This is a genomic window from Sulfitobacter sabulilitoris (assembly GCF_005887615.1).
Lineage (GTDB): Bacteria > Pseudomonadota > Alphaproteobacteria > Rhodobacterales > Rhodobacteraceae > Sulfitobacter_E > Sulfitobacter_E sabulilitoris.
The window spans coordinates 870,125-896,652 of the sequence record NZ_VANS01000001.1 but is presented as its reverse complement, the minus strand read 5'-3'; the positions used below and the strand labels follow the sequence as shown (position 1 = coordinate 896,652).

Below are 26,528 nucleotides of genomic sequence, written 5' to 3'. Positions count from 1 at the left end.
GATATTTATGGAACAAAAGAAGCAGGGCGCGGTGTCAGGCTTCGGCGGTTTCGAGTTTCTGCAATGCGGTCATCCAGAGGGTCTCGGCGCGGTCCAGCGCCTCCATCACTTCGGCGTATTTCTTGTTCCAGACCGTGAGCTCGCCCACCTTGCTATCCTCGTAGAGGGCGGGATCGGCCAGCTTTTTCGCCAGCTTGTCGCGCATCTCGTTGAGCTTTTCGACGCGGGCTTCGGCCTTGCGCGCCTCCGAGCGCAGGCCAAGCACCTCGTCGCGGCTGGCGCGTTTGGGCCTGGGGGCTTCGGCGGGCTGTTTGCGGCTGTTCTTGCCTTGCGGCTTGTCGGGGGTGAGCAGCATCTTGCGATAGGCTTCGAGGTCGTCGTCGAAGGGCTTGACCGTTCCATCCGAGACCAGCCACAGCCGGTCGGCCACCATCGACAGCAGGTGCATGTCGTGACTGACGAGGATCACGGCGCCGGAATATTGCGTCAGCGCCTCGACAAGCGCCTCGCGGGATTCGATGTCGAGGTGGTTTGTCGGCTCGTCGAGGATGAGCAGGTGCGGCGCGTCGAGCGTGGCCAGCAGCAGCGACAGCCGCGCCTTTTGACCGCCCGACAGGCGCCCCACCTCGGTTTCGGCCTGGTCGGGACCAAGGCCGAAGCCGGCGAGTTGTGCGCGCAGTTTCGACTGCATCACGCCGGGACGGGCGGTGATCATGTGTTGCAGGGGCGTTTCGTCGATATGAAGCTCGTCCACCTGGTGCTGCGCGAAGAAGCCGACGCGCAGCTTGTTGGACTGTACCGATTTGCCGTTCATCAGAACCAGCCGGTTGCTGAGCAGTTTCGACAGGGTCGATTTGCCCTGGCCGTTCTTGCCGAGCAGGGCGATGCGGTCGTCCTGATCGATGCGCAGGTTCAGGCGCGACAACACGGGCTCGTCGGTGTAACCAACCGAGCCGCCCTCGATGCTGATGATGGGAGGCGACAGCTCGTCGGGTTCGGGGAAGGTGAAGACGCGCTTGGCCACCTGTTCGGGGCTGGCGATCATGTCCATCTTCTCGATCATCTTGAGGCGCGACTGCGCCTGCTTGGCCTTGCTTGCCTTGGCCTTGAAGCGATCGACGAAGCTTTGCATGTGGTCGCGGCGGGCCTGCTGTTTCTTGGCCATGGCGGCCTGCACGGCACGCTGTTCGGCGCGTTGGCGGGCGAATTGGTCATAGGGGCCCTGATAGAAGGTCAGCTTGCGGTCCTCGAGGTGCAGGATCGCCCCCACGGCCCGGTTGAGCAGTCCGCGGTCGTGGCTGATGATGATGACCGTGTGAGGGTATTTCGCCAGATAGGCTTCGAGCCAGAGCGCCCCTTCGAGGTCGAGGTAGTTCGTGGGCTCGTCGAGAAGCAGCAGATCGGGCTGAGCGAACAGGACCGCGGCGAGGGCCACGCGCATCCGCCAGCCGCCCGAGAAATCCGAGCAGGGCATGAGCTGCTCTTCGGCGTCGAAGCCCAGGCCCTTGAGGATGCTGGCCGCGCGCGCCTCTGCCGACCAGGCGTCGATATCGGCAAGCCGGGTCTGCACTTCGGCGATGCGGTTCGGGTCGGACGCGGTTTCGGCCTCGCGCAGCAGCGCCGCGCGCTCGGTGTCGGCCTCAAGCACTGTATCGATCAGCGAGGTGGAAGACGACGGAACCTCCTGGGCCACGCCGCCGATGCGGGCACGGCTGGGCAGCGAGATCTGACCGCCGTCGAGGCCCAGCTCGCCGCGGATGATCTTGAACAGCGTCGTCTTGCCGGCGCCGTTGCGCCCCACAAGCCCGACCTTGTGGCCATCGGGAATGACGGCGCTGGCCCCTTCGAACAGGGGGCGGCCCTCGACGGAATAGCTGATATCTGAAATGCGCAACATGGGCGCGGTGTGAACCAGCCCAATGCCGGTGTCAATCGCGCCTTTTCATACTGCAAACCCCGTGTTATCGGGGCGGCGAAATTCAAGCCCCGGGTATTCCCCCGGAGTTCATTCAACAGGAGCGACCCCCATGGCCCTCGAGCGTACATTCTCGATCATCAAACCCGACGCGACCCGCCGCAACCTGACTGGCAAGATCAATGCCAAGTTCGAGGACGCCGGCCTGCGCATCGTGGCGCAAAAGCGCATTCACATGACCAAGCAGCAGGCCGGCGTGTTTTATGCCGTGCACGCAGAGCGCCCGTTCTATGACGAGCTGTGCGAATTCATGGCGTCCGAGCCGGTCGTCGTGCAGGTTCTGGAAGGCGAAGGTGCCATTGCCAAGAATCGCGAAGTGATGGGCGCGACGAACCCCGCCGATGCCGCGCCGGGCACGATCCGTGCCGAATTTGCCGAATCCGTCGGTGAAAACTCGGTCCACGGCTCGGACGCGCCGGAAACCGCAGCGGTCGAGATCGCGTATTTCTTCTCCGGACTGGAGCTGGTCGGCTAAGACCCCCGTTCCGACGGTCGACATGCAGGAAAGGGCCGGCGCGCAAGCGTTCGGCCCTTTTTCCATCGGCGTAGTTGCCCTGCGCGCCAGGCGTCGCGTTCGCCTATGCGCCTTCGGGCACCGTCTGCGCCAGGTGCCGGTGCAGGAGGAGGACATTGCGGGAGTTGGCCTTCCACGCGATGTCGAACACGTCGCCCACGAAGGGAACAAGGCCGATCGCGGTATCTATGCCGACGTTTGCAACCATTCGCGCCAACAGCTTGGGCGGGGCGCCCATCTGGCGGGCTTGCAGGATGATGTAGCCGGCCGGGATCAGGGTGACGACATCGCCGACGCCCGGAATGACACCCAGCACGCTGTCCCATCCGACGCGCATCCCGAGGATGGGCACGCGAAAGGCGCGGTCCATCCGGTGCGCGAGCGTGGTCAGATGCTCCAGCTTATCGTGCAACGTTCTGCGGCCCTGTTTTCGCGATGATCCAGACGGCATGCACGATGCCGGGGATGTATCCCAGAAGGGTCAGCAGGATATTGAGCCAGAAATGCTTGCCCAGCCCGACCTGAAGGAAGACGCCGAGGGGCGGCAGGATGATGGCGACGATGATGCGGATCAAGTCCATGTGGGGCAGGCCCTTCGGTGTTGTTTGCGATCATGATGCAAACGTCGAAGGACGGCCGATGGTTCCGTTTTCGGGATCAGAGACTGGCGTAATCCGTGATCCTGGGCGTCGGTCGCTCGGCCTCCGGTGCGGAGCGGGCGGGCTGTTGGGCGTTCGATTGAGGCATGGGCGCCTCTTTCGACGGTTCGGGCGATGGGTCGTTGGGCATTTTAGCGCTCCTGTTCACATCGGGGCCGCTCGGGGGCCTCGGGTCAGAGCGTGGCAGGCCATGATGCCGACAGCGGGGCGGGATCGTGACATATCCGTGACAGGCCGCCGCCGTCTAACGCGACAGACGGTAGAGCGTGTGTTGGTGATAGGGCGCGTCCGGGGTCAGCGCGATGCAGGGAAAGCCCGCGTGATGTGACGCGTCGGGCCAATGCTGCGGCTCCAGCGCTATTGCGGCAAACGGGCCAAGGCGTTGACCGCTGAGCAGGGTCTCCGCCGCAGGCGGCAACCCGGCACCGTTATAGACCTGCAGGCCCGGTTCGGTGGTGTCGATCCGCAGCCTCAGACCGGTGCCGCCGACCAGGGTTGCTGCCGGGCGCGCGGGGGTGCGCCGGGCGGTGAACAGGCACAGGTTCGCGTCAAGAACGCGATCGGTGGGAACTGGCCGTGGCGCGCGGAAATCATAGTTGCTGCCGGCCACCGGGGCGATCCGGCCGGTGGGCAGCATCGCGGCATCGGTGGGCAGCCAGGTGTCGGCGAAAACCTCGAGCCTGTGATCCGCGACGGTCGGCGCGCCGTCCAGCGCCCAATAGGGGTGATGCGCGGGCGCCATCACGGTGGGGCGGTCGGTTTGCGCGTCGATCCGCAGATCGAGCGTGCCGTGCGGCCCCAGCGCATAGCGGGCTTCGATCCTGCGCGCGCCCGGCAGGCCGCCTTCACCGTGGGCCAGCGCGATCTCGAGCGTGACGGCATCGCGCGACTGCCGGGTGACGGTCCAGTCGCGGGCGTGCAGGCCCGTCCGGGCCGAATGCAGGGTATTGCGCCCTTCATTGCGGTCCATCTGCCAGGTGCGACCGTCAATCCGCACTTTTCCACCCGCCACCCGGTTGGCGACGGGCCCGACGATGGCGCCGGCATAGATGGCATGGCGGGCAAGCCGCGCGGGATCGGCAAAGCCAAGGACCACGCTGTGCGGCAGATCATGCCAGTACAGCGCCGCGAGGGTCGCGCCGCGCGGATATATCCACGCCTCGAGCGCATCCGAGGTCAGGACGATATACGATGGGTGGGGACGCGGCGCCATAGCCGGACGGTATAGCCGCACCACGCCGCCGCGCAACGATCATCGTGGTTTCGATCATTGCCGCGGCGGTGTGACCGGTCTTGATGCAGTGAGTGAAAAATGCCTACCAGAAGGCTGATAATGAACGGAAAAATAAGAGTGGATCATTGTTCTCGGAAGGCTCTTGTCATGCTGTCCGTGATTGGCTTGGTGAGATACTGGAAAAAGGTCCGCTCCTCGGTCTGGATCATGATCTCGACCGGCATGCCGGGGGTCGGTGAGAAACCGCGCACGCGGCCCATCTCGTCCGGGGCGACCGATATGCGGGCGATGTAGATCTCCTGCGGTCGGTCCTGGGAACTGTCCACGATGGCATCGGCGGAGACATAAAAGACCTGGCCCTGCAAAACGGGCGTGGTGCGCTGGTTCAGCGCGATCAGGCGCACGGTCGCGGGCAGGCCCTGCTGCACGCTGTCGATCTCGTTGCGCGGCACCTGCACCTCGATGATAAGCGGCTCGTCGGCGGGCAGGATCTCGGCGATGGCCTTGCCGCTTTCGATCACGCCGCCCGAGGTGTGGTAGTACAATCGCACCACCGTTCCCGACACCGGCGCCAGAACCTCGACCCGTTGCAGGATGTTGTGGGCCTTGCGCATCTGTTCTCGAATCCCGTCAAGTTCCGCCTGAACGACCTGCAATTCGTCCAGCGCGGCGTTGCGGTATTCGCTGTTGGTCTGTTCGATCTGGGCGGTGTATTTCTTGCTGATCTCTTCGATTTCGCGCATTTCCGCGTCGATCCGGCCCATCTGGCCTTCGGTCTCGGCCAGTGCGCGGCGCAGGGCGTTGACCTCGGTGCGGCGCACCAGCCCTTTGTCCAGCAGGGTCTGCTTGCTTGCCATGTCCTCCTTGAGGATTTCGTTTTGCATCTGGACCGCGCTCAACTGCCGGTCGTATCCGATGGACCGCACCTTGAGCGCCTCGATGTTTTGCAAGATCAGGGCGGTGTCATTCTCCAGCCCCTGGCGGTCGGAATTGAAGGCGACCGTCTGGCCATCCAGGATCGCCGCGACCTCGAAGTCCGACCGCAGATCCAGAAGGTGGCGCGGAAAGTCGGGGCGGGGCTTGCGTTCGTACTGCGCCAGCAGCCGCGCCTCTATCGCCTCGAGCCGGACCTGCCGCAGGAACAACTCGCGCTCGTTGGCCATGGCGGAGGTCTCGTCGAGCAGCACGATCGGCTGACCGGCGCTGACCTTGTCGCCTTCGGAGACGAGGATCTCCTTGATGATCCCGCCCTCCAGGTGTTGGACGACCTTGTTCTTGCCGGTCGCCACGAAGCTGCCCGGCGTGATCACGGCAGCCGCCAGCGGCGCCTTGAACGCCCAGAGCCCGAAGCCGCCGAACGCCACCAGGATCAGCACCAGCCCGAATGTCACGTGGCGTGTCACCGAACGTGGCACATCGGCATACCATTCGGCCGGAACCGTCGTCGGAACGGGCAGGTTAGCCATTGCTCAAACCTCCTTTGGCCGGGCCGCCCGGGCCGATGTTCTTTTGCTCGTTCGCTGTGTTCGTGCTGCGCTGCGCCAGCTGCTGGAGCACTTGCTGGCGGTGGCCAAAGAGCGCGACGTTGCCGTCCGCGAGCAGCAGGATCTTGTCTACAACGCCCAGCAAAGACGGTTTTTGGGTGATGACCACGACCGTGATGCCGCTTTCCTTGGCGTGTTTGATGGCATTGGCCAGCGCCCGGTCGCCCGCGGTGTCGAGGTTCGAGTTCGGCTCGTCCAGCACCAGCAGGCGCGGGTTGCCGAAAAAGGCGCGCGCCAGCGCGATGCGCTGTTTCTGGCCGCCCGACAAGGGCGAGCCGTCCGAGGCGACCATCGTCTCATAACCCTGGGGCAGGGAGGCGATCATCTGGTGCACGTCGGCCAGGACCGCGGCGCGGTGGATATCCTCGTCGGTGGCGCCTGCGCGCATCCGGCCGATGTTGTTCTTGATGGATCCGGGAAAGAGCTGCACGTCCTGGGGCAGGTAGCCGATGTTTTCGCCAAGCTGGCGTTCGTCCCAGTTGCGCAAATCCATCAGGTCCAGCCGCACGTTGCCCGACGTGGGCAGGACCGACCCCACCAGCATCTTGCCCAGCGTGGTCTTGCCCGCGCCCGAATTGCCGATCACCGCCAGCGATTCACCGGGGTTGAGGCTGAAGCTGAGGCCGTTGAGGATCACCTGCTTGGTACCTTGCGGCACAAACAAAAGCCGTTCGACATCAAGCCGGCCTTCGGGGCGGGGCAGGCGCAGTTTTTCGAACTTCTGCTTGGTGTGGTTCATCAGCTGAGTGATCCGCCCGTATGCCGAACGCGACAGCAGGAACCCGTTCCAACCTTCGATCGCCCCTTCGATCGGTGCAAGCGCGCGGCCCGCGATGATCGAGGAGGCGATCACCATCCCGCCGGTGATCTGACCGTCGATGGCAAGATAGGCCCCCCAGCCCAACATGCCGATCTGGGTCAAAAGACGTACGCCACGTGAAATGGCGGCAGAGATGATATTTCTGTCCTGTGCGATCACCTGCGCCTTGAGGCTGTCGGCGGTGTCGCGGCCCCAGATGGCCACCGCTTCGGGGACCATCGCCAGCGCATTGATGATCTGGCTGTTGCGGGACATGGAATCGAGGTGCATGTTCGCCTTGCTCTGCGCGAAATTCGCCTCGGCAAAGGGGCGGGCGGTGATCTTCTGGTTGACCAGCGCGATCACCAGCAGTGTCAGCGCCGTGACCACGACGATCAGCCCCAGGTGCGGGTGCACAAGGAAAATGGCGAGGATGAACAGCGGCGCGAAGGGCACGTCGAGGAACGACAGCAGCGTGCCCGAGGTCAGGAAACCGCGCAACTGCTGCAAGTCGCCCAGGGTCTGGTATTCGCGCCCGTTGCCGTGCAGGGAGGCCAGCGCGGCGGCACTTAGCACCGGAGCGCCAAGGCGCACCGCCACCTCGACCGCGGTGCGCATCAGCACAAAGCGGCGCACGGCGTCAAAGACCGCCTGCAGGATCACCGCGCCGGCGATCACCACTGTCAGCATGATCAGCGTGTCGATCGACCGGCTGGTCAGCACCCGGTCGGAAATCTGGAAGAGATACACCGGGATCGCAAGTATCAGTAGGTTTGTGGCGCAGGTCAGCACCATGACAAAGCCGAGGTTGCGGCGCACCGCCTGCTTGCCATGACGCAGATTGATGGCGAATTGATCGGGGCCCAGCCTTTCGTGAAACTTGGGCGTGGCACCGCCACCACCACTGCCCCCTCCGCCGCCGCCGCCGGTGGATTTACCGCCGCCGCCGCCCGTCGAGGTGGGCGGCGTCTTGGCGCGAATGGGGCCGGTTTCGCCCTCGATCTGCTCCCCGCCAAGGGGGCTGCCGGTCGGGCTTTGCGGCGTGCGGCGCGCTTTGCGAACGGAATCGTCCTTGCGGGCGGTGTCGGGCTTGGCGCCTGCGTCGGACTTGGGGCCTGCTTCGGGCTTGGCGCCTGCGTCGACCGTGTCCGCCTGGGCGCCGGGGTTGGCCCGCAGGCTGACGAAAACCGGGTCGGACCCGTCCGGTTCGGTCGCGGGGCTCGCGTCCGATCCGGCCCCGTCCGGCGCTATAGCGGTCGCCTTTTTCACTTTGCGCTTCATGTCCGGGGTCAGCAGCATCGGATCGGAAGCAGTGCCTGCCCCGTCGTCCTGACCAGCCGTCGCGGGACCATACTCGTTCTGGTAATCTTTCACATCTGCTCTCCGGTCAATTTCGTAAAACTATCAGGCCAGCATCGTCTGCATGACGTCCGGCGATGTTGACCCGTCCTCGATGACGGGGGCCGCGATTTCGCTGTCGGGGGTTTCATCCACCAGCATGTTGTCGGCCAGATAAACGACCGCTTCGTTGACAAGGTCGGACACGCCGACGCCCAACGGATTGGCATCCGTGTCGATCAGCTCCGCCTGGTAGAGCAGGGCGTCCTCGTAAACCTCGCCCGCCACGAGAATGTTGGAATCGACGCCAAAATCGCTGATCGAGGCGGTGTTGATCAAAGCGTTTGACCCCGTGGTCAGCGTGACATCACCGCCGGTCACATTCTGGAAGTCCTTCAGCGCCATGTGCACCTGATCGTCGTCACCGAAAATATTGGTTTGCTCGACCAGGTTGAGCGTCGTGAAATCGCCGTCGATGTAGAGCACCTTGAGCAGGCTGGTGCCCTCGAAAATCGGATCCTGCGCGGCATCCCGGCTGATCGTGGTCGCACCGTTGGCCAGTTCCTCTCCGGCGGCGGCGAAATTGCCGGTCATTGCGCCGTGCTGGTCCAAACCGACCGAACTGATCGTGGCGCTGTTGTAGAGCAGGTTGTCCGCGCCCGAGGTGTAGACCGGCCAGGCTCCGTCGTAGGTTACCATGTCGCTGTCGAGCAGCACGTTCGTCTGGGTGATCATGTTGACCGAAATCATGTGGCCCCCGACGATGATCAGGTCGTAGCCATAGCCGATTTCCAGCAGGCTGGCCGCGTTCACGATCAGGTTTTCGCCAAGGCCGATGAAGGTCTCCCACCCCGAAAAGACGACTTCGGCCTGATCGGTATCTGTTGCGAAGGTGTATTGGTGAACCCAGTTCACCAGCGTCAGATCCGCCTCGAGCCGCGCCACCACCCAAGAGCTTGGCAGGCCGGTTTCAGGGTCAAGGTCGGTCGCGCCGTCGCTTTGGGTGTCCATCGCGCCCTGTGTCTCCGCGTCGTCCGCGCCGGCGGTGTCCTGGGCGGCGTCCGGCCTGGATGAGGCGTAGAGGAAGCTTGCCGAGTTATAGGCCGATGACGTGCCGTTGCCCAATGCAACCGCCGCCGATCCGGTGCCCGACAGGCTGTCGTGTTCGATCAGAACATTGGTCTGCACGATGATGTCGAGGCTGATCGCGTCGCCCATGACGGCAATCACCGGGGCGTCCAGCCAGGCGGTGGTCACGAAGGCCTCGTTCACGGCGGTGTTGCCACCGCTGACGACGTTATGGCCGGGATCGACGTTGTAGAACTCCAGGCTCGGATCCTTGGGCAGAAACGCCTGTTCGGCAGTCTGGTCGCCGTCTTCGGCCGGGTCTTCGGGACGTAGGTGCATGGGCATCACATCGTCCAACGCGACAGGCGCATCGACGCTTTCGCCGTTTTCATGATGGCCGATCACGTCGGTGCCATGCGCCACCGACACGCTGACCCCGCTCAGGCTGCTGCCGTCGGTGGCGGCGGCCTCTTGCATCAAGGCCAGTGCATAGCCGTGCGCCCCGCCGTCCTGCAGCGTGAAAACGCCAATGCCCGGGCCGTTGATCACGTCGGCGATCAAGGCCCACTGGTTCAGCGTGGCAAGAAGGACATCGGAGGAGATGAATTCGACGCTGTCGCCCAGGCGCAGGATGTCGTTATCCGACAGCGACGCGGTCTGGTAGGTGACCGTGATGGCCGAGCTTGGCACGTCGAGCGTCAGAACCGGGTCCGGAGCGCCGGGGCCGATCTGAAACTTGACCGGCACGTTCATCGGCTGGTCCAGCGGGTCCGAAAACGAGAAGAATGGCAGATCGACCATGAGCGGAAAGGGATAGTAGGCGACGGCGACGCCCTCGGCGGGGAGGGGGGCCGGCGGCTCGTAGTCTATGCCGGGTGTGAACCCCTCCAACGCATAGGGGCTCGAGACGACAACGGTGACATTGAGCAGCGCGCCCGCCTCGGGATCCATCGCGCGCAGGGCCTTGAATTTCTCAAAGGCGTCGCGCAGGCGCTCTTCCTCGGATGCGATGTGCAGGACGCCGATGAAATGCGCGACGAACTCGGTCACTTTATCCATAATCATAGCAACTCTCTTTCCCAATGGAACGGTTGCGCTCTGGCCTCAGGGCGGTCTTTTTGTTTTTGGAAATTCGGTGTTGGAAAAATCATGTAACAAATGATCGGGCCCCGGCGCGATGCCGGAGCCCGAAAGGTCTGCGCCTTAGACGCCTTCGCTGTCGTCGCCGATGTAGGTCGAGGTCATCGACCCGCCCACGACGTTCATGTCGACGGTGTTGCCCAGCACGTTGGCACCCATCACGATGCTTTGGTTGAAGGCCGTGGTGTCGATGGCAGAGGCTGCCGATGCGAAGCTTTCGCCGGTGACAAAGCCGTCGTCACCGTTGTTGGAGCCCCACATGCCGGCATTGCCGTGGCCGCCGTCGCCGTTGATCGCGTTGCCGCCGTCGGCGGTTGAACGACCGTTCGACATGGCATTGCCACCCCAGGCATGACCGCCAAAGGCATTGCCGGTCTCGCCGCCGTAGGCATAGGCCGAGCCGCCCGCGCCGCCGGCACCGCCTTCGGAGCTGCCCAGACCGTAGCCGCCGGTCTGCGAGCCCGCCATGGCGCCCTGCATCGCATCAAGCTCGGTTTCGCTTTCTGCGTCACCGGACTGTGCGCTGCCAAGGCCTGCGCCAAGCGCTGCGGAATCCGCTTCGTCGCCGTTGCCACCTTGGCCATCGACGCCGCCGCCGTTGCCACCGCCGCCTTGGGCACCGGCAAAGCCCGCGCCAAGTGCGCCGGCGTCCGCTTCGTCGCCGTTGCCGCCGTCGGCATCCGCGTCGCCGCCGTCGCCGCCGTCGCCGTCAGCGCCTGCAAGGCCAAGACCCAGCAGACCAAGACCGACGCCGATTGCGCCCGCGTCACCAGAGCCACCGGCCCCGCCATCCGCGTTTTCGCCGCCGTCGCCACCTTCGGATTCGGCATTCGATCCGGCAAGTCCGAGGCCGAGTGCCCCCGCGTTGCCGTTTCCGCCGTTCCCGCCGGTGTTGTTGTCGCCGCCGTCGCCGCCTTCGGATTCAGCTTTCGATCCGGCCAGGCCTACGCCAAGGGCACCCGCCGCCGATCCGGCAGGACCGGAATTGCCGCCCTCTGCCTTGTTCTCGGCTTCGGTTTTGCTGCCCGCAAGGCCAAAGCCAAGCGCCGCGCTGTGGCCACCGTCGCCGCCGTCGTCGCCTTTGGCCTCGACGTCCTTGATGTCGCCGCTTTCGCCACCGGCTGCGGCCGCAAAGCCGCCGACCGACACGGCACCCAGCGAGAACCCGCCGTTGGCATCCGCGTTATCGCCGCCGTGGCCGCCATCGGCGTCGGCGTCAATGCCTTCTTCGGCCTTGGCCGTGCCACCGTGCGAGATGTTCTTTTGCTGCAGGTTGCCGCCGACGGTCGCGTGATGCAGTTCGTCGTTGTCCTGCAGGTTGTTGGACATCGCGTTCACGGTGCCGACATCGTTGCCGGGACCATTCAGGCTGTTGTTGAGGATGTTTTCCAAGTTCAAGTCATTGCCGGGGTCATAGTCGATGTTCCCCTTGGCCATGATGATGTCACCGGTGATCGAGTGGCTCAGGTCCACATCGGCGAAATCGTCGTCGCTGGGTTCGTACCCATCAAGATCGAGCTTCACCTTCACATCCACGTCGACGTCGGACTTGTTGGCATTGTAGTTGGCGTTCAGGTTGCCGTTGGCGTTGCCGTTGGCGTTCCCGTTGGCATTGCCATTGGCGTTGCCGTTCAGGTTACCGTTGCCGTTGGCGTTGCCGTTCAGGTTGCCATTGCCATTCCCGTTCAGGTTTCCGTTCCCGTTCAGGTTGCCGTTGCCGTTCAGGTTGCCGTTACCGTTTCCGTTATGATTGTCGTTTTCATTTTCGGATTTCTGGTGCTGACCCTGAAGCTGGCCCTGTCCTTGGGCCTGTAGCTGGGCTTGCAGCTCGGCCTGGGCCTGAAGCTGGTGCTGGTCCTGTTCCTGGTCCTGGTGGTCCTTGTTCCAGTCCCACATCTGCCAGTTGCGATTTTGTCCCATGTGTCTTCCTCCGGTCATGCGCCTGCCGGATCGCCACTCATTTCAAAAGCGATCATGCGCCGGGCGCTGGTTGGTTGTCGTGTGATTGTCTTGATGCGCCGTCACGAATATCTCTGATCGGGCGAATCCGTCGGGATGCTTGCGCTTTTCGTAATGAATCCCCCCCAGGATCGTTGCTTTGCGCTGCGACATCCTGGGAATGCGAGACGCGAAACCACATGCCAAAGCACGTCTGGTTCGCCTTCAAATCCCCCGGTGCCCAAATGCGGGCGGTCCGTCGCAGGCCACGCGAAAATGACGCGGCTTGATGATCTTCTCACCAACACGTCCTGCGGGAATAGATGGAAGAAGGGCGTAGTGGAGGGCTATGCTCAAGGCGCTGAATTGTGGCCGAAAAAGTACAACCACTAGTCGCAAGGGTTAATGCGGTCAGGGTGGCACCGCGTCAGAATCTAGACCTGTGGTCAGGTCGGATCCCAACGCGCACCGTCCGGGGCTATCGCGGCCGGACCACGAACGTATCTTCGTAAAGGATTGGTTTCGAGCCGCTTTTCTGATATTGTTCAAGAATTCTTCGTCGCATGGCTAGCCAAAGGATTAAGTTGTGACCAATCGTTCGGATAGTTTTTTCACCGATCGGTTTATGGTAAGATGTTAATGGTTCGAAGTGCACATTGCGTTTTGTCAAATACGACTTTCAATAAATTTCTAACCTACACACCGGCTAAGCCCTGTGAATACGCCCCAATTACCGGGGAAGGATGGGACAACAGTTTAAAGAAAGATTTCATTGTGCGAGGCAACAATACAACCGATGGCAGTGGTCGTGCGACTGTATTTCTGGTCGGCAGCACCTTGAGTTTTCCCGAGACCCTGGTGCGTATTCTGCACGCGGAGTTTCCGGAAATCAGTTTCCTGCGCATGTCGTCCTTCAAGGAGGTCGAGGCGCCGAACCTGTTCGCGCCGGAAACTCCGCTGGCGGTCATCATCGACGAGACCAAGATCGAGGAGTTGCACGGCGCGATTGGCCGCTACCGTGAAAAGCACGGGCCCTTCACCGTCGCGCTGGCCTATCGCAACCTGTGCCTTGCGCGCAAATTGCTGGGCCAGGCCGACAACGCGGACAGCATTGCGGATCTGCGCTTTTTGCCGATGAACATTCAGTTCGACCGCTGGTTGTCGGTGTTTCGGCTGGTACTCTCGGGGGATGGGTTCTTGCCCTACGAGTTGCTGAGCGCGTCGCTCATCGCGCACGCGGATAACATGCCGGCCGCGGTCTCTGCCGATCCGTCGGGCATGAGCGATGTCGATCTGACAGCGCGCGAACGCGAGGTTCTGACGCTGGTGGCCGAGGGCAAGCAGAACAAGATCATCGCAGAGGATCTCAACCTGTCTGTTCACACGGTCAAGCTGCATATCCATCACCTGATCACCAAACTGGGGGTTCACAACCGCACCGAGGCTGCGCTGCGCTACTCCGCCATGATGCAGCAGTCGGGCGACAAGGGGCCATGACCCGGCCCGATGGACAGGTCGATTTCGAAGCGTTCCTGCTGCTGATCGGCAAGCTCAATTATTCATGGACCAATACCGAAAGCCTGCTCATTCATCTGATCGCGGGGCTGTGCAGGATCGACAAGGATCCCGCCGTGGTCATTTTCCTGACGCTCAACACGACGCGGGCGCGCATCGATCTGGTAAACCGGTTGTCCAAGCTGGAGACGACGCCGACGGCGCAGCGCGATGCGATCCTGGGTGTCACAGGCCGGATGCAGAAGCTGTCGGCGCTGCGCAATCGCTACAATCACTGCATCTATGCCTTCGATGCCGAGGGCGGCAATCCGCGCACCGTGCTGATGCGCATCGCCGACCGCAAGGAAACCCTGCGCATGGGGCAGGTCAACGAATTGAACGATGCCGCCGCCGGCGACGTGGAGGACGCCATCAGCGAGTTGCAGAAAATCAACCTCGATATCTGGGGACTGATCCGGAAGTTCGATTATCCAGTGTAGAAACCGCCGAATTCCACAAGGGTTTTCCGGCATTTCCTAATCCTATGTCTAGCTTCACAGTGTGGTGCGGCCTTTTTATCCTGAGTGGTGTTGTTTTAGAAACTTTCGATCGTAACGATTGGTGTGGGGGTAAGAACAATAAAGAGCCATCCGCTGGAGGGTAATACGACCAGCCAAAGCTGGCGCGTCGAAACGAGCAGCAGCGAGACCTAACCTGATTGTTCCGATCGCACCTGGGGGGGTGCGCAATGGGGACTTATGTATCTGGGCGAGAATTTCTCGCGCCATATCCTGTGCAGAATTTCAACAAGCCGATGCCGCAGCGTATTCTGGTTGCCGGTGGGGCGGGATTTTTAGGATCGACCCTGTGTGCCGCGTTGCTGCGCCAGGGAGATGAAGTGATTTGCCTCGACAATCTGCTGACCGGATCGCTCGACAACATCGCCGGACTGCAAAGCCATCCAAAGTTCGCCTTTATCCAGGGCGACATCCTGGATCCGCTGCCCGAGATGCCGCGGCTCGACCAGATCTACAACATGGCCTGCGCCGCATCGCCGCCCAAGTACCAGCGCGACCCGATCCACACCTTCAAGACGTCGGTGCTGGGGGTGATGGCGCTGCTGGATCTGGCGCGGGCGCATCGTGCGCGGTTCCTGCAATCCTCGACCTCCGAGGTCTATGGCGATCCGGCCATCAGCCCGCAGGCCGAAAACTATCATGGCAACGTCAACACCGTCGGGCCACGATCATGCTACGACGAGGGCAAGCGCGCGGCGGAAACGCTGTGTCACGACTATTCGCAATGCCACGGCGTCGACACGCGGATCGCGCGTATCTTCAACACCTACGGCCCGCAGATGAGCCCCACGGACGGGCGCGTGGTATCGAATTTCATCGTGCAGGCGCTGCGCGGCGAGGACATCACGATCTATGGGCACGGTCGGCAGACGCGGTCGTTTTGCTATGTCAGCGACATGATTACGGGCTTGATGGCGCTGATGGCCGCGCCTGACCTCGTGGCATCGCCGGTGAACATCGGAAATCCGTGCGAATTCACCGTGAGCGAATTGGCCCGGCAGGTGCTGCGGCAGACCGGATCGCGGTCGCGGATCGTGCATTGCGTCATGCCGGTCGATGATCCCAGGCAGCGCAAGCCGGATATCACCCGTGCCATGACCCTGCTGCGATGGCAGCCGCGCATCACGCTCGAGCAGGGGCTGTCGCGCACGATTCCGTATTTTGCCGACCTTGTTGGCCAGCGCGCGGCGCTGACCGCGGCGCAATGACCCGCACCGCGATCACCGTGGGCGTGCCGCGCATCTGCGTCACGGGTGGGGCCGGATATATCGGCAGCCACGTCTGCAAGGCGCTGTCGGCGCGCGGGCATGTGCCCTTGACGCTCGACAACCTGTCCACCGGCACGCGGCAGAATGTCTCTTGGGGACCGCTGGCGCAGGTCGATCTGCGCGATGGAACCGCGGTCGCGCGGACCCTGCGCGCGCATCAGATCACCACGGTGCTGCATTTCGCGGCCTCGGCCTATGTCGGCGAAAGCGTCACCGACCCGGGCAAGTACTATGACAACAACGTCGGCGGCATGATCGCGCTGTTGCGGGCCTGCGGGATGACGGGCGTGCGGCAAGTGATCTTTTCCAGCAGCTGCGCCACCTACGGCATCCCCGACCAGTGCCCCGTGACCGAAGACAGCGTGCAACGGCCCATCAACCCCTATGGCCGCAGCAAGCTGATGTGCGAAGACATCCTGACCGACATGGCCGGTCAATACGGCTTCGGCTTTGCGATGCTGCGCTATTTCAACGTGGCCGGCGCCGACCCCGACGGCCAGCTTCGCGAGCGCCACACCCCGGAGACCCACCTGATCCCGCTGGCGCTGATGACCGCCGCCGGACAGCGCGGCGAGATGCAGATATTCGGCAATGACTACGACACGCCCGACGGCACCTGCATCCGCGATTACATCCACGTCAGCGATCTGGCCCAAGGTCATCTGCAGGCGCTGTCGTATCTCGATCAGGGCGGCGCGCCGCTGGCGGTCAACCTTGGAAGCGGGCAGGGATATTCCAACCTCGAAGTCCTCAGGGCCGTGTCCCGCGCGACCGGTCGCCCGGTGCCCACGCGCATGATGCCGCGCCGCCGGGGCGATCCGCCCGTTCTGGTGGCCGATGCCGGGCTGGCGCGGGCGATCCTGGGGTTTGCACCGCGGCGCTCCGATCTGGCGACGATCGTGGGCGACGCGGCCCGAAGTTTCGGATTGGAGCGCGCCCATGCGCACAGTTCGTGACACCGCGCCGGCGGGCTACCTGCGGCCCATGCTCCAGGGGGCGATGCGATTGCGCTATGCCCTGCTTGTGGGGCTGTGGGGGGCGCTGGCGATATGGTTCTGGGCGTGGTGGCTGCAGCCGGGCCACGTGATCGGCTGGGGGCGGTTCGCGCTGGTTACCGCTTGCCTGGTCTGGATCTTCTTCCTGCAGGCGTATTTCATCGCGATGTTCCTGCGCGCGCGCCAGCCCGCCGCCAGCCTTGACGACCTCGGGCCGTGCCGGGTTGCGATGGTGGTCACGAAAACTCCCGGAGAGCCGTTTTCGATCCTGCGCGAAACGCTGCAGGCGATGCTGGCGCAGGATGTGCCGCATGACACCTGGCTGGCGGACGAGGCGCCGGACGATTTCACCCGCGCCTGGTGCGCCGGGCACGGCGTGCGGATTTCGACCCGGCAGGGCATCGAGGCCTATCACCGCCCTGTCTGGCCCCGCCGCACCCGCTGCAAGGAGGGCAACCTGGCCTATTTCTACGATCACTACGGCTATGACCGCTATGACATCGTTTCGCAACTTGACGCCGATCACGTTCCGCAGCCGGGATACCTGCGTGAAATTCTGCGGCCCTTTGCCGATCCGTCCGTGGGCTACGTCAGCGCGCCCAGCATCTGTTCGCGCAACGCGCATCAAAGCTGGGCCGCACGCACCCGCCTGCACGCCGAGGCAATGTTCCACGGCGTCTTGCAGGCGGGGTATTCCAATGGCTGGGCGCCGATGTGCATCGGATCGCATTACGCGGTCCGCACCCGGGCGTTGAAGGCGGTCGGCGGGCTGGGGCCGGAACTGGCGGAGGATCATTCGACGTCGATGATCCTCAATGCGGGGGGCTGGCGCGGGGTTCATGCCATCGACGCGATCGCGCGCGGCGACGGGCCGGCCAGCATCACCGACATGGTGACGCAGGAATTTCAGTGGTCGCGCAGCCTGCTGACGCTCTTGCTGCAATATACGCCGCGCTATTTCGCGGCCTTGCCCGCGCGGCAGAAGTTCCAGTTCGTGTTTTCGCAGTTGTGGTATCCGCTGTTCGCGCTGTTCATGGCGTTGATGTACGCGCTGCCCATCGTGGCGCTTGCCTTTGACACGCGGTTTGCCGATGTCAGCTACCTTGGCTTTCTGGGTCATGTGCTGCCCGCGCTGATCACGCTGGTCGTGCTGGCCTACATGATCCGCGCGGACGGGTTGTTTCGTCCGCGCGACGCCAAGGTGCTGGGATGGGAAAAGGCGTTTTTCGCGGCGGCGCAATGGCCTTGGGTGCTCTGGGGCTGCGTGATGGCGCTGCGGGACCGGATCACCGGGCGGTTCGTGGATTTCCGCGTGACGCCCAAGGGACGGCGGGCCGCCGATCCGCTGCCCTGGAGCGTTCTGCTGCCGTATCTGGGTCTGGCGCTGGGGGCGGTGCTGCCGGTGCTGTTGGTCGATGACCCGGGCGAGGCGGCGGGTTTTTATATCTTTGCCTGCGTCAACGCGGCGATCTACACCAGCCTGTTGTTGATCATCGTCATGAATCACCTGCGCGAAAATGGTATTCCACTCCGGGGGGCGCAGGCCAGCGCGCGCGGCCAGATCGCCTGCGTAATGCTGCTGGGGGGGCTGATCGTGACGTCGATGATGGAACGTGGCGCGGACGGCTTTATCGCGCTGGCCACGACCACCGGACCCACGCAGATGGTGGAGACCCGGTACATGGTCTCGGGGGCGGGGCAGGGACCGCCCGGCACGGTCAAGTCAACATTCTCATCGGATTGGCGCAAGATCATCGCAGCCGTCCGTCAGTCTCAGAGGGATTAGAACAATGACAGATATATTTACCAGACCCAAATTCCGCCGGCCCGTCGCCCTGGCCGGGGCCGCGTGCCTTGTTGCCACGGCGGCGGTTGCGCAATCGGTTCCGACGGGGCCCGTGCCCTATGGCGTCTATGACCCGTATGGCGACTATTCCGATACGACGGCGATCCAGATCGAGCATCTGTTCCTGCCATGGGAGGACGTGTTTCTGCCCAGCCTGCAAGAGGCCGACACCTATGCCAAGGAGCGTGACCGCACGCTGCTGGTGACGATCGAGCCATGGACCTGGACCCGCGACGAGCGCAACTCTCCAAGGGTGTTGCAGGAGGGGATCGCGTCGGGCGGATACGATCAGACGATGCGCACGGTGTGCAACGCGCTGGGCCAGCTTGACAGCGACATGACGATCCGATGGGCGCAGGAGATGGACGATTCCAGCGGGCAGTTCATCTGGGCCGGATGGCAGCCGCAGACCTATATCGACGCCTATCACCGCATGACCGACATCTGCCGCGAAGAAGCCCCAGAGGCCAAGTTCATGTGGTCGCCGCTGGGCTATGAGAACATGGACGACTATTACCCCGGCGATGACTACGTCGATGTGGTCGGGCTGTCGGTCTTTGGCCTGCAATCGTGGGAGGAGGACATCCTGGGACAGCAGCAGACCTTTGCCGACATTCTTGGCCCGCGCTACGAGCGTGCGCTGGAATACGACAAGCCGATCATGGTGGCCGAACTGGGGTTCGCCGGCGATCCGGGATATGTCGGGATGTGGGAAAGCGAGGTGCGCAGCGCCGAGACCGCCGAGAAATTTCCCGAACTCGAAGCCGTGGTCTATTTCAGCCAGACCGAGGTCTATCCCTGGCCCGATGGCTACGGCAAACCCAACTGGCGCAGCCGCCAGGAGGATGTCCTGAGCAACTGACCGCGGATTCGCCATTGCGGCGCGCCGGTTTATTGACGAGGAACAAGCGTGCAGGCGGGAAACCGCCTGCGCGCTTGTGGCCGTGGACGATCCAGAAAAACGGACAGGAAATCAAAACTCTGTGTACCCGCGGGCCTGGGCTTGGCTTGCGGGCAACAGACGCATTCGCGCCACAGCGACCGGTATTGCACCTGCCCTCAGGTTGACTGTTAAGGCTTTGGCCATACTATCCGCCCATACGGCACAAGGGTTTTCACTAACGAAGACCCGCTTTCAACAGGCAGGAGCTTAGCAGTGCTCTCATTCATTAAACGGCCTTTCGGCCGTCTCGGTACCATGTTGACTATTGCGGCCAGTGTTGGCCTTGTTGCGATCAGCGTTCAGGGGGCCGCGGCCTCCAACACGACGACGAAATCGGTGGTAACCGTCGTGCCGAAACCCAATCCGCGCGTGAAACGCCCCGTATCGGAGCGGTTGCAAGTGGTGTCGACGGGTCGCGGAACCTATGTGTGCTCGCCCAGCGGTTTTGGTTCGAAATCAAAGTGTTACCGGAGATAGTTCTGGTATCGCGTGCGGGCCCCGACATCCCATGGGATGCGGGGCCTTTTTTCGCGATGTCGTCGGGTCTTGTGATCCGGATGGTGTGATCCGCCTTGCGGCGGAGCACCGCGATCAGCTTGGTGCGGTGCCGGCAGCCGCGGGGCGCTGGGCGCCCTGGGCGATCTGCAACAGCACGTAGTTGACCGCCAGATCGCGCCGCGCCCTTGCCCGGGCCGCCCGCGCCTGTGACAGCGCGACTTCGCGATCCAGAAAGTCGCTGATGGTGATGGCCTGGTTGCCAAGCAGGTCGCGGGATTGATCGAGCGCGGTCTGCCGCAGACTGGTCAGACGGTTCGCGGCCCGCAGCGCACGGGACGACGCATCGAGCGTCGCCAGCGCGGTTTCAACGTCCTCCACCGCCAGCAGGACCCGCGCCCGCCAGTCCAGCAGCGCCCCGAAGGCCACGGCCTCGCGGCGGTTGACTTCGGCACGGCGCGCGCCCTGATCGAACACCGGAATGTTGATCGCCGCGCCCAGAATTCCGGCGGGGGCATCCGTTGCGCCGCTGCGCGCGGTGATCGACCCGGTAAGCGACAACGACGGATAGCGGGCGGCTTCGGCGACACCGATGTCCGCGACCGCGGCGCGGTAACGGTCTTCGGCGGCCCGGATATCGGGACGGTTGCGGATCAGATCTGCGGGAATGCCCTGCGGCGCACCGCCCTGCGGCAGCGGTTGGCGCGCGCCGGTGGACGGGCGCACAGCCCCCAATCCGGCAGGCAGACCCAGCAAGGTCGACACGCGGTTCGCCTGCCGCGCCAGTTCGCCCGTCTGGTTGGCGATGTCGATCTGCGTCTCGGCAATCAGCGCCTCGGCCTGGGTGACTTCGGTCACCGTGGCCGCACCATTGTCGCGCAGTACCTGGATATCGCGCAGGCTGCGCTGCTGGCGGGCCTGATCCTGCTGGCGCAGCGCAAGGCTGGCGCTGATAAAGCGCAGGTCGATCACCGCGATGATGACATTCGACAGGACCGTCAGCCGCGCGGCGTCCGCGTCGTTGCGCGCGGCCGACAGCGCCGCATTGGCGCTCTCGATCCGGCGCGCGCGGGCGCCGGTAAAGCTGAGCGTGCCCAGAACGGATTGCGAGGACGACCCGGCGCTGTTGACCCCGTCGGAGGTTTGGGCCGCAACGCGACCGGTCACATCAAGGTAGGGATCCACCGCAGTCGCCTGCGCCTGTGCCGCGGCGACGCGGGCCTGCGCCTGCGCCAGGGTCAGGTTGTCGCGCAGCGCCCGGTCCACGAGCTGGTCCAGCGCCGGGTCCTGGAACCTGCGCCACCAGCCTTCCATCGCCGGTTGGGCCTGCGCGGTCTTGGTCGAAAACTGCTGCGGCAAGGATATGTCGGGGGCTGAAAACTCGGGGCCGACTGCGCAGCCGGAAACAAATACCATACCAGCGCCCACCCAAAGGGCGCGCCTGCGTCGAAGTGCCTTCATCAAAAAATCTCTCATTTCGAGCGTCGAGGTGACGGGTTTTGCGGAGATATTAAGAAAAGCGTACCACAGATCGCACGGATTGAAGCACTGCGGTGCAGCATATCGCGCGATAGTTGCAGTTTTGCCAACATCGCGGCGGGCAGCCCCCGCCAGGCCCCGAACCCGGAGTGAATGGCGACAGCGGGCGGGCGCACCGGCATGGGGGGAGCGGCCCGGGCGGGTCCCTGTCAGGTCCGACCGGTTTGGCGCGACGGGCCCGCATAGGTGGTCAGGGCCGCCGCGCAGCCCTGTTCCCAGATCAGGGCGAGCCAGCGACAAAACGCATCTGCAAAGGGTTGCGCCTCGGCCAGATCGCCGTAAATGCGGCGCTGCCCGAGCCACGCGGCCGGGGTCGTCTTCGCGGTCCGCGCGACCGCCGTCAGATCCTCCCAAAGGGGATCGTTGGCCGCGATGTCCGTGCCGTCTTCGCGCGTGCCTTCGCACATGCGCGCCCAGAGCGCCTCGACCAGGGCAAGCCCCTCGACCGGCCCGCCCGCCGCAAGCCGGTCCCTGACGATGGGCAGCACGAAACCGGTGTGGCGCGCCGAGCCATCGAAGGCCACGCGGCGGGTCGTGTCCACGATCCGCGGGTTCGAGAACCGCCGTTCGATCAGTGAGACATATTCCATGGGTGTCATGCCCGGCACCGGGGCGACGGCGGGTGCGATTTCTTCGGTCTGGACCTTGGAAAAGAGGGCCGAAATCAGCGGATCGGCCATGCAGTCGGCGATGGTGTGCCGGCCAAGTACCTCGCCGACATTGGACAGGACCTGATGACCGGCGTTGAGGATGCGGATTTTCATCGTTTCATAGGCGTGCACGTCATCCGAAAAGACCGCTCCGACCTTGTCCCACTTCGGGCGGCCTGCGCAAAACGCGTCTTCGATGACCCATTGGCGGTAGGCTTCGTGGGTGACGACCGCTGCATCCTTGATGCCGAATGCCTCGGCGAGGGCCAGCTCCCTTGGGCCGGTCGCGGGTGCGATGCAATCCACCATGGAATTGGGGAATGTCGCGTTGGCGTCGATCCATCCGGCCAGATCGGGATCTGTCATGCGTGCCAGAGAAACCACCGCCTGCCGCAGGATCGCACCGTTTCCCTGCAGGTTGTCGCAGCTCATGCCGGTAAAGGGGCCATGTCCGGCGTCACGGCGCAGACGCAGCGCCGCGACCATCGCGCCAAACACCGTGCGGGGCGTCCGGGGATGTTCGGCATCGTGAAGAATGTCGGGATGGCCCGCGTCGAAGCCCTTGTCGACGGGGTCGATGAAATAGCCGCTTTCGGTGATGGTCATGGTCACGATCCTTATGGCCGGATCGGCCATCGCCGCGATCAGGGGCGCATTCCCATCTTCGATCGGCAGGTAGTCGATCATGGGGCCGATCACCTCGGCCGACACCTGCGCCGGATCGAGCTGGATCAGCGTGGTCAGGCAGTCTTGCGCCAGCAGCTTTTCGCGCATCGCGGCATCAAAGGGGCGCACACCGGCACCGACGATCGCCCAGTCGAGCGCTTCGCCCGATTGCATGAGCCGGTGCAGATACCAGGCCTGATGGGCGCGGTGGAAATTGCCGACGCCGATATGCACGATACCGGGTGTCAGCGCCTGCCGGTCATAGCGCGGTCGTTCGACCGTGAGCCTGTCGAGGGTCGCATCCGATAGGGCCGTCAGCTCATCCATTGTCCACCGTCCACGTTGTAGGTCTGCGCGACGACATAATCGGCGTCATGGCTGGCCAGGAAAACGGCCATGCCGGTCAGATCCTGCGCCGTGCCCATGCGCCCGTAGGGCACCGCGTTTCCGACTTCTTGTTTCTTTTGTCCGGGGGCCTTGTTCTCGTATCTGACAAAGAACGCATCGACCCCGTCCCAATGCGCGCCGTCCACCACCCCCGGAGAGATTGCATTGACGTTGATCCCGTGCTTGATCAGGTCCAGCCCGGCCGACTGGGTCAGGCTGATGACCGCCGCCTTTGTCGCGCAGTAGACCGCGACCAGCGGCTCGCCGCGCCGCCCGGCCTGACTTGCCATGTTGATGATCTTTCCGCCTTGCCCGCGCTCGATCATGTGACGGGCAACGGCCTGCATCGTGAACAGCGTGCCGCCCACGTTGACATCGAAGACGCGCCGGTAATCGGCACGCTCGATCCCGACGATCGGTGCGGCGGTGAACAGCGCGGCGTTGTTGATCAGAATGTCGATCTGGCCCAACTGGGCCAGGGTTTCGGCGACCGCGCTGTCGATGCTGGCCTGATCGGTGACATCGAGCGCAATCGCGACGGCGTTCGGGCCCAGGGCGGCGGCGGCGTCGCGCGCGCCGTCGATATCGATGTCGGCAATCGCCACCCTCGCGCCCTGCTTGATGTAGGCCTCGGCGAAGGCGCGCCCGATGCCGCGCGCGGCCCCGGTGATCATGGCCGATTTGCCCGCCAGCCGCATCAGTCGATCCTCAGGCCCCGGGCATCGAACCTGTGCAGCTTGTCCATCTGCGGCGACAGGTGGATCGTGTCGCCGTGTCTGACCTGGATGTCGCCGGTGATCCGGACGGTGAACGTATCGGCAAGGCCGGTGTCATGGACATGGATGAACGTGTCCGATCCAAGATGTTCGGCCACGCCGACGACCCCTTTCCACAGTCCTTCGGTCTTGCTGACGTCGGTGTGTTCGGGGCGGATGCCAATGATGGCGGCGCCGTGTTTTTGCGCTTCGGGCCCCTCGATCAGGTTCATCTTGGGCGAGCCGATGAAGCCGGCGACGAAGGCGTTGCGCGGGGTGTGATACAACTCCAGCGGCGAGCCTACCTGCTCGATCATGCCCGCCCTGAGCACGACGATCCTGTCGGCCATCGTCATGGCTTCGACCTGGTCGTGGGTCACGTAGACCATCGTGGTCTTGAGGCGTTTGTGCAGTTCGCTGATTTCCAGGCGCATGCCGACCCGCAGAGCCGCATCAAGGTTGGACAGCGGTTCGTCGAACAGAAAGGCCGCCGGTTCGCGCACGATCGCGCGGCCGATCGCGACCCGCTGACGCTGTCCGCCCGACAACTGGCCCGGACGGCGATCCAGATAGTCGGTCAGGTTGAGCGCGCTGGCCGCGTTGTCGATCCGGCGGGTCTGCTCCGCCTCCGGCAGCCCGGCCATCTTCATCGGAAACGCGATGTTCTTGCGCACCGACATATGCGGATAAAGAGCATAGCTTTGGAACACCATGGCAAGGCCGCGTTTCGCGGGGGGCACGTTGGTCGCGTCCGCACCGTCGATGTCGATATGGCCCGACGTGATGTCCTCCAGCCCGGCGATCAGGCGCAGCAGCGTCGATTTCCCGCAGCCCGATGGCCCGACGAACACCGTGAATTCGCCGTCTTCGATGGTGAGGTCGAGGGGGGGAATGACCTGGACATCGCCGAAGCTCTTGGAGACCTGGTTGAGTCTGATGTGTCCCATGGGTCTGATCTTTCCTATTTGACGGCGCCGAAGGTCAGGCCGCTGACAAGTTGTTTCTGGCTGAACCAGCCGAGAATGAGGATCGGCGCGATGGCCATCGTCGAGGCGGCGCTGAGCTTGGCGAAGAACAGCCCCTCCGGGCTTGAGTAGCTGGCAATGAAGGCGGTCAGCGGGGCGGCATTGGCCGCCGTCAGATTGAGCGTCCAGAAGGCTTCGTTCCAGGCGAGGATGAAGTTCAGCAGCAGCGTAGAGGCGATGCCGGGCACCGCCATCGGCATGAGGACGTGGACGATCTCGTTCTTCAACGATGCGCCATCCATGCGCGCGGCCTCGAGGATCTCGCCGGGAATTTCGCGGAAATAAGTGTAAAGCATCCAGACGATGATCGGAAGGTTCATCAGCATCAACACGATGACCAGCCCCGTGCGCGAATCGAGGATGCCCAGCCTGATGAAGATCAGATAGATCGGGTAGAGCACGCCCACCGCCGGAAGCATCTTGGTCGAGAGCATCCAGAGCAGGATGTCCTTGGTGCGCCTGGACGGCACGAAGGCCATGGACCAGGCGGCAGGCACCGCGACGATGATGCCCAGAACCGTGGAGCCGCCGGCGATGATCACCGAGTTCCACAAGAACCGCATGTAGTTCGAGCGCTCCAGCACGATGCCGTAGTTCTCCAGCGTCCAGTCGAAGGCGAGAAAGACCGGCGGATCCGAGATCGCCTGCGCCTCGGTCTTGAAGCTGGTCAGGATCGTCCAGAGGATGGGAAAGAAGATCAGTAGCCCGATGCCCCAGGCCAGGGCGGTGTTGACGATCTTGCGGTTCCGGGTGACGGCGCGGGCCATGGCGTTCTCCTTACGCGTCCAGGTTCTTGCCGACCGCGCGCATCAGGAAGATGGCGACGATATTGGCAAGAATGATTGCATAGACGCCACCGGCCGATCCAAGGCCGACGTTCTGGCTTTCGAGGACCCGCTGATAGATCAGGTAAGTCAGCGTCCTGGTTCCGAATGCGCCGCCCGTGGTCACGAAGATCTCGGCGAAGACCGACAGCAGGAAAATGGTCTGGATCAGCACCACGACGGTGATCGCACGGCCCAGATGCGGCAGGGTGATATAGCCAAAGCGCTTGAGGGGTGGGGCGCCATCCATTTCGGCAGCTTCCAGCTGTTCGCTGTCCAGGGACTGGATCGCGGTCAGCAGGATCAGCGTTGCAAAGGGCAGCCACTGCCATGACACGATCATCACGATGGATTGAAGCGACGCCTGGCTGAGCCATTCGATCGGGGTGGCGCCGAAGAATTTCCACAGATGGGCGAGCAAACCGTTCACGGGATCCATGAACATGTTCTTCCATACCAGCGCCGATACGGTCGGCATGACGAAGAAGGGGGCGATCACCAGGATCCTGACGATCCCCTGACCCCACATCGGTTGGTTCAGGAGGATCGCCAGCAGGATGCCGAAGCCGACGGTGATGATCAGAACACCGCCCACGACCACCAGCGTGGCGTAGATCGACGGCCAGAAGGCGCTTGAACTCACGAACCGAATGTAGTTGTCGAACCCGACCCACCCCAGGTCGCCACCGCGCAGCGGCAGGTATTTCTTGAACGAAAACAGCAGGGTCATGATCAGCGGCACAAGCATCCACCCGAGGAGCAAGATGACCGCCGGCGCCATCATGAGGCGCGCCGCTGAGCGGGATTGTCTGGTTGCCATCGGGCATACCTCCTCATTTGATCGCCAAGCGGCC

Annotated in this window: 22 protein-coding genes; 7 read left to right on the top strand and 15 right to left on the bottom strand. The window is 63.6% G+C overall.

Features of this window, described 5'->3' with window-relative positions:
- Positions 1-34 precede the first annotated feature (34 nt).
- Positions 35-1,897, bottom strand: coding sequence for an ABC-F family ATP-binding cassette domain-containing protein (locus FDT80_RS04195; RefSeq protein ID WP_170311783.1), 1,863 nt, complete (start codon positions 1,895-1,897; stop codon positions 35-37).
- A 130-nt stretch (positions 1,898-2,027) separates the two neighbouring features.
- On the opposite strand from FDT80_RS04195, the gene ndk reads away from it, so the two are divergent.
- Positions 2,028-2,450 (top strand): nucleoside-diphosphate kinase, encoded by a 423-nt coding sequence (gene ndk, locus FDT80_RS04190; RefSeq protein ID WP_138660959.1) that lies wholly within the window; start codon positions 2,028-2,030, stop codon positions 2,448-2,450.
- Positions 2,451-2,553: 103 nt separating this feature from the next.
- On the opposite strand, the gene FDT80_RS04185 is transcribed toward ndk, so the two are convergent.
- The 8 genes from FDT80_RS04185 to FDT80_RS18825 form a co-directional block, all read right to left on the bottom strand.
- Positions 2,554-2,901: a DUF4112 domain-containing protein gene (locus FDT80_RS04185; protein WP_246039845.1), complete on the bottom strand. Its 348-nt coding sequence runs from the start codon at positions 2,899-2,901 to the stop codon at positions 2,554-2,556.
- Positions 2,891-3,070: a YqaE/Pmp3 family membrane protein gene (locus tag FDT80_RS04180; protein WP_138660957.1), complete on the bottom strand. Its 180-nt coding sequence runs from the start codon at positions 3,068-3,070 to the stop codon at positions 2,891-2,893. The genes FDT80_RS04185 and FDT80_RS04180 overlap by 11 nt, the downstream gene beginning before the upstream one ends.
- Positions 3,071-3,146: 76 nt before the next feature.
- Complete coding sequence (locus tag FDT80_RS19175) at positions 3,147-3,278, bottom strand: hypothetical protein (protein WP_281278385.1); 132 nt, start codon at positions 3,276-3,278, stop codon at positions 3,147-3,149.
- Positions 3,279-3,392: 114 nt separating this feature from the next.
- The gene (locus FDT80_RS04175; RefSeq protein ID WP_138660956.1) at positions 3,393-4,361 is read right to left on the bottom strand and encodes an aldose epimerase family protein; all 969 of its coding nucleotides are present in this window, start codon (positions 4,359-4,361) and stop codon (positions 3,393-3,395) included.
- Between the two features lie 143 nt (positions 4,362-4,504).
- On the bottom strand, positions 4,505-5,848 hold the full coding sequence (locus FDT80_RS04170) for an HlyD family type I secretion periplasmic adaptor subunit (RefSeq protein WP_138660955.1): 1,344 nt from the start codon (positions 5,846-5,848) through the stop codon (positions 4,505-4,507).
- Complete coding sequence (locus FDT80_RS04165) at positions 5,841-8,024, bottom strand: type I secretion system permease/ATPase (RefSeq protein ID WP_138661778.1); 2,184 nt, start codon at positions 8,022-8,024, stop codon at positions 5,841-5,843. The genes FDT80_RS04170 and FDT80_RS04165 overlap by 8 nt, the downstream gene beginning before the upstream one ends.
- A gap of 105 nt (positions 8,025-8,129) precedes the next feature.
- Positions 8,130-10,196: a type I secretion protein ATPase gene (locus FDT80_RS04160; protein ID WP_138660954.1), complete on the bottom strand. Its 2,067-nt coding sequence runs from the start codon at positions 10,194-10,196 to the stop codon at positions 8,130-8,132.
- 138 nt (positions 10,197-10,334) lie between these two features.
- Positions 10,335-12,191 carry a hypothetical protein gene (locus FDT80_RS18825; RefSeq protein WP_170311782.1) on the bottom strand — a complete coding sequence of 619 codons (1,857 nt, stop codon included), beginning with the start codon at positions 12,189-12,191 and terminating at the stop codon, positions 10,335-10,337.
- An 876-nt stretch (positions 12,192-13,067) separates the two neighbouring features.
- Here FDT80_RS18825 and FDT80_RS19060 point away from each other — a divergent pair.
- The 6 genes from FDT80_RS19060 to FDT80_RS04130 all read left to right on the top strand — a co-directional run bounded on the left by FDT80_RS19060 (position 13,068) and on the right by FDT80_RS04130 (position 19,252).
- Positions 13,068-13,706: a helix-turn-helix transcriptional regulator gene (locus FDT80_RS19060; RefSeq protein ID WP_246039841.1), complete on the top strand. Its 639-nt coding sequence runs from the start codon at positions 13,068-13,070 to the stop codon at positions 13,704-13,706.
- A complete protein-coding gene (locus tag FDT80_RS04150) occupies positions 13,703-14,203 on the top strand; it encodes a hypothetical protein (protein WP_138660953.1) in 501 nt (166 codons plus the stop codon). Before FDT80_RS19060 ends, FDT80_RS04150 begins: the two co-directional genes overlap by 4 nt.
- A gap of 314 nt (positions 14,204-14,517) precedes the next feature.
- Positions 14,518-15,489: a UDP-glucuronic acid decarboxylase family protein gene (locus FDT80_RS04145; RefSeq protein ID WP_246039838.1), complete on the top strand. Its 972-nt coding sequence runs from the start codon at positions 14,518-14,520 to the stop codon at positions 15,487-15,489.
- Entirely contained in the window at positions 15,486-16,505 is a 1,020-nt protein-coding gene (galE, locus tag FDT80_RS04140; protein ID WP_138660951.1) for a UDP-glucose 4-epimerase GalE, read from the top strand. Before FDT80_RS04145 ends, galE begins: the two co-directional genes overlap by 4 nt.
- On the top strand, positions 16,489-18,330 hold the full coding sequence (locus FDT80_RS04135) for a glycosyltransferase family 2 protein (RefSeq protein ID WP_138660950.1): 1,842 nt from the start codon (positions 16,489-16,491) through the stop codon (positions 18,328-18,330). The genes galE and FDT80_RS04135 overlap by 17 nt, the downstream gene beginning before the upstream one ends.
- 4 nt (positions 18,331-18,334) lie before the next feature.
- Positions 18,335-19,252, top strand: coding sequence for a glycoside hydrolase family 26 protein (locus tag FDT80_RS04130; RefSeq protein ID WP_138660949.1), 918 nt, complete (start codon positions 18,335-18,337; stop codon positions 19,250-19,252).
- Between the two features lie 672 nt (positions 19,253-19,924).
- Here FDT80_RS04130 and FDT80_RS04125 read toward each other — a convergent pair.
- From FDT80_RS04125 to FDT80_RS04100, 6 genes are all read right to left on the bottom strand, one after another.
- Complete coding sequence (locus FDT80_RS04125; protein WP_170311781.1) at positions 19,925-21,244, bottom strand: efflux transporter outer membrane subunit; 1,320 nt, start codon at positions 21,242-21,244, stop codon at positions 19,925-19,927.
- Between the two features lie 272 nt (positions 21,245-21,516).
- The gene (locus FDT80_RS04120) at positions 21,517-23,010 is read right to left on the bottom strand and encodes a mannitol dehydrogenase family protein (protein ID WP_138660947.1); all 1,494 of its coding nucleotides are present in this window, start codon (positions 23,008-23,010) and stop codon (positions 21,517-21,519) included.
- Complete coding sequence (locus FDT80_RS04115; RefSeq protein ID WP_281278390.1) at positions 22,998-23,771, bottom strand: L-iditol 2-dehydrogenase; 774 nt, start codon at positions 23,769-23,771, stop codon at positions 22,998-23,000. Before FDT80_RS04115 ends, FDT80_RS04120 begins: the two co-directional genes overlap by 13 nt.
- Positions 23,768-24,772, bottom strand: a complete 1,005-nt coding sequence (locus tag FDT80_RS04110) for an ABC transporter ATP-binding protein (protein WP_138660945.1) — start codon at positions 24,770-24,772, stop codon at positions 23,768-23,770. The genes FDT80_RS04115 and FDT80_RS04110 overlap by 4 nt, the downstream gene beginning before the upstream one ends.
- Positions 24,773-24,786: 14 nt before the next feature.
- Positions 24,787-25,617, bottom strand: a complete 831-nt coding sequence (locus FDT80_RS04105) for a carbohydrate ABC transporter permease (RefSeq protein WP_138660944.1) — start codon at positions 25,615-25,617, stop codon at positions 24,787-24,789.
- 10 nt (positions 25,618-25,627) lie between these two features.
- Entirely contained in the window at positions 25,628-26,494 is an 867-nt protein-coding gene (locus tag FDT80_RS04100) for a carbohydrate ABC transporter permease (protein WP_138660943.1), read from the bottom strand.
- Positions 26,495-26,528: the final 34 nt, after the last annotated feature.

Bases quoted from the DNA above. Each gene is read 5' to 3' on its own strand.
- FDT80_RS04110 (WP_138660945.1), bottom strand. From the start codon at position 24,772: ATGGGACACATCAGACTCAACCAGGTCTCCAAGAGCTTCGGCGATGTC.
- FDT80_RS04145 (WP_246039838.1), top strand. From the start codon at position 14,518: ATGCCGCAGCGTATTCTGGTTGCCGGTGGGGCGGGATTTTTAGGATCG.
- FDT80_RS18825 (WP_170311782.1), bottom strand. From the start codon at position 12,191: ATGGGACAAAATCGCAACTGGCAGATGTGGGACTGGAACAAGGACCAC.
- FDT80_RS04135 (WP_138660950.1), top strand. From the start codon at position 16,489: ATGCGCACAGTTCGTGACACCGCGCCGGCGGGCTACCTGCGGCCCATG.
- FDT80_RS04175 (WP_138660956.1), bottom strand. From the start codon at position 4,361: ATGGCGCCGCGTCCCCACCCATCGTATATCGTCCTGACCTCGGATGCG.
- FDT80_RS04170 (WP_138660955.1), bottom strand. From the start codon at position 5,848: ATGGCTAACCTGCCCGTTCCGACGACGGTTCCGGCCGAATGGTATGCC.
- FDT80_RS04195 (WP_170311783.1), bottom strand. From the start codon at position 1,897: ATGTTGCGCATTTCAGATATCAGCTATTCCGTCGAGGGCCGCCCCCTG.
- FDT80_RS04150 (WP_138660953.1), top strand. From the start codon at position 13,703: ATGACCCGGCCCGATGGACAGGTCGATTTCGAAGCGTTCCTGCTGCTG.
- FDT80_RS04165 (WP_138661778.1), bottom strand. From the start codon at position 8,024: ATGCTGCTGACCCCGGACATGAAGCGCAAAGTGAAAAAGGCGACCGCT.
- galE (WP_138660951.1), top strand. From the start codon at position 15,486: ATGACCCGCACCGCGATCACCGTGGGCGTGCCGCGCATCTGCGTCACG.
- FDT80_RS04105 (WP_138660944.1), bottom strand. From the start codon at position 25,617: ATGGCCCGCGCCGTCACCCGGAACCGCAAGATCGTCAACACCGCCCTG.
- FDT80_RS04125 (WP_170311781.1), bottom strand. From the start codon at position 21,244: ATGGTATTTGTTTCCGGCTGCGCAGTCGGCCCCGAGTTTTCAGCCCCC.
- FDT80_RS04100 (WP_138660943.1), bottom strand. From the start codon at position 26,494: ATGGCAACCAGACAATCCCGCTCAGCGGCGCGCCTCATGATGGCGCCG.
- FDT80_RS19175 (WP_281278385.1), bottom strand. From the start codon at position 3,278: ATGCCCAACGACCCATCGCCCGAACCGTCGAAAGAGGCGCCCATGCCT.
- FDT80_RS04160 (WP_138660954.1), bottom strand. From the start codon at position 10,196: ATGATTATGGATAAAGTGACCGAGTTCGTCGCGCATTTCATCGGCGTC.
- FDT80_RS04120 (WP_138660947.1), bottom strand. From the start codon at position 23,010: ATGGATGAGCTGACGGCCCTATCGGATGCGACCCTCGACAGGCTCACG.
- FDT80_RS04130 (WP_138660949.1), top strand. From the start codon at position 18,335: ATGACAGATATATTTACCAGACCCAAATTCCGCCGGCCCGTCGCCCTG.
- ndk (WP_138660959.1), top strand. From the start codon at position 2,028: ATGGCCCTCGAGCGTACATTCTCGATCATCAAACCCGACGCGACCCGC.
- FDT80_RS04180 (WP_138660957.1), bottom strand. From the start codon at position 3,070: ATGGACTTGATCCGCATCATCGTCGCCATCATCCTGCCGCCCCTCGGC.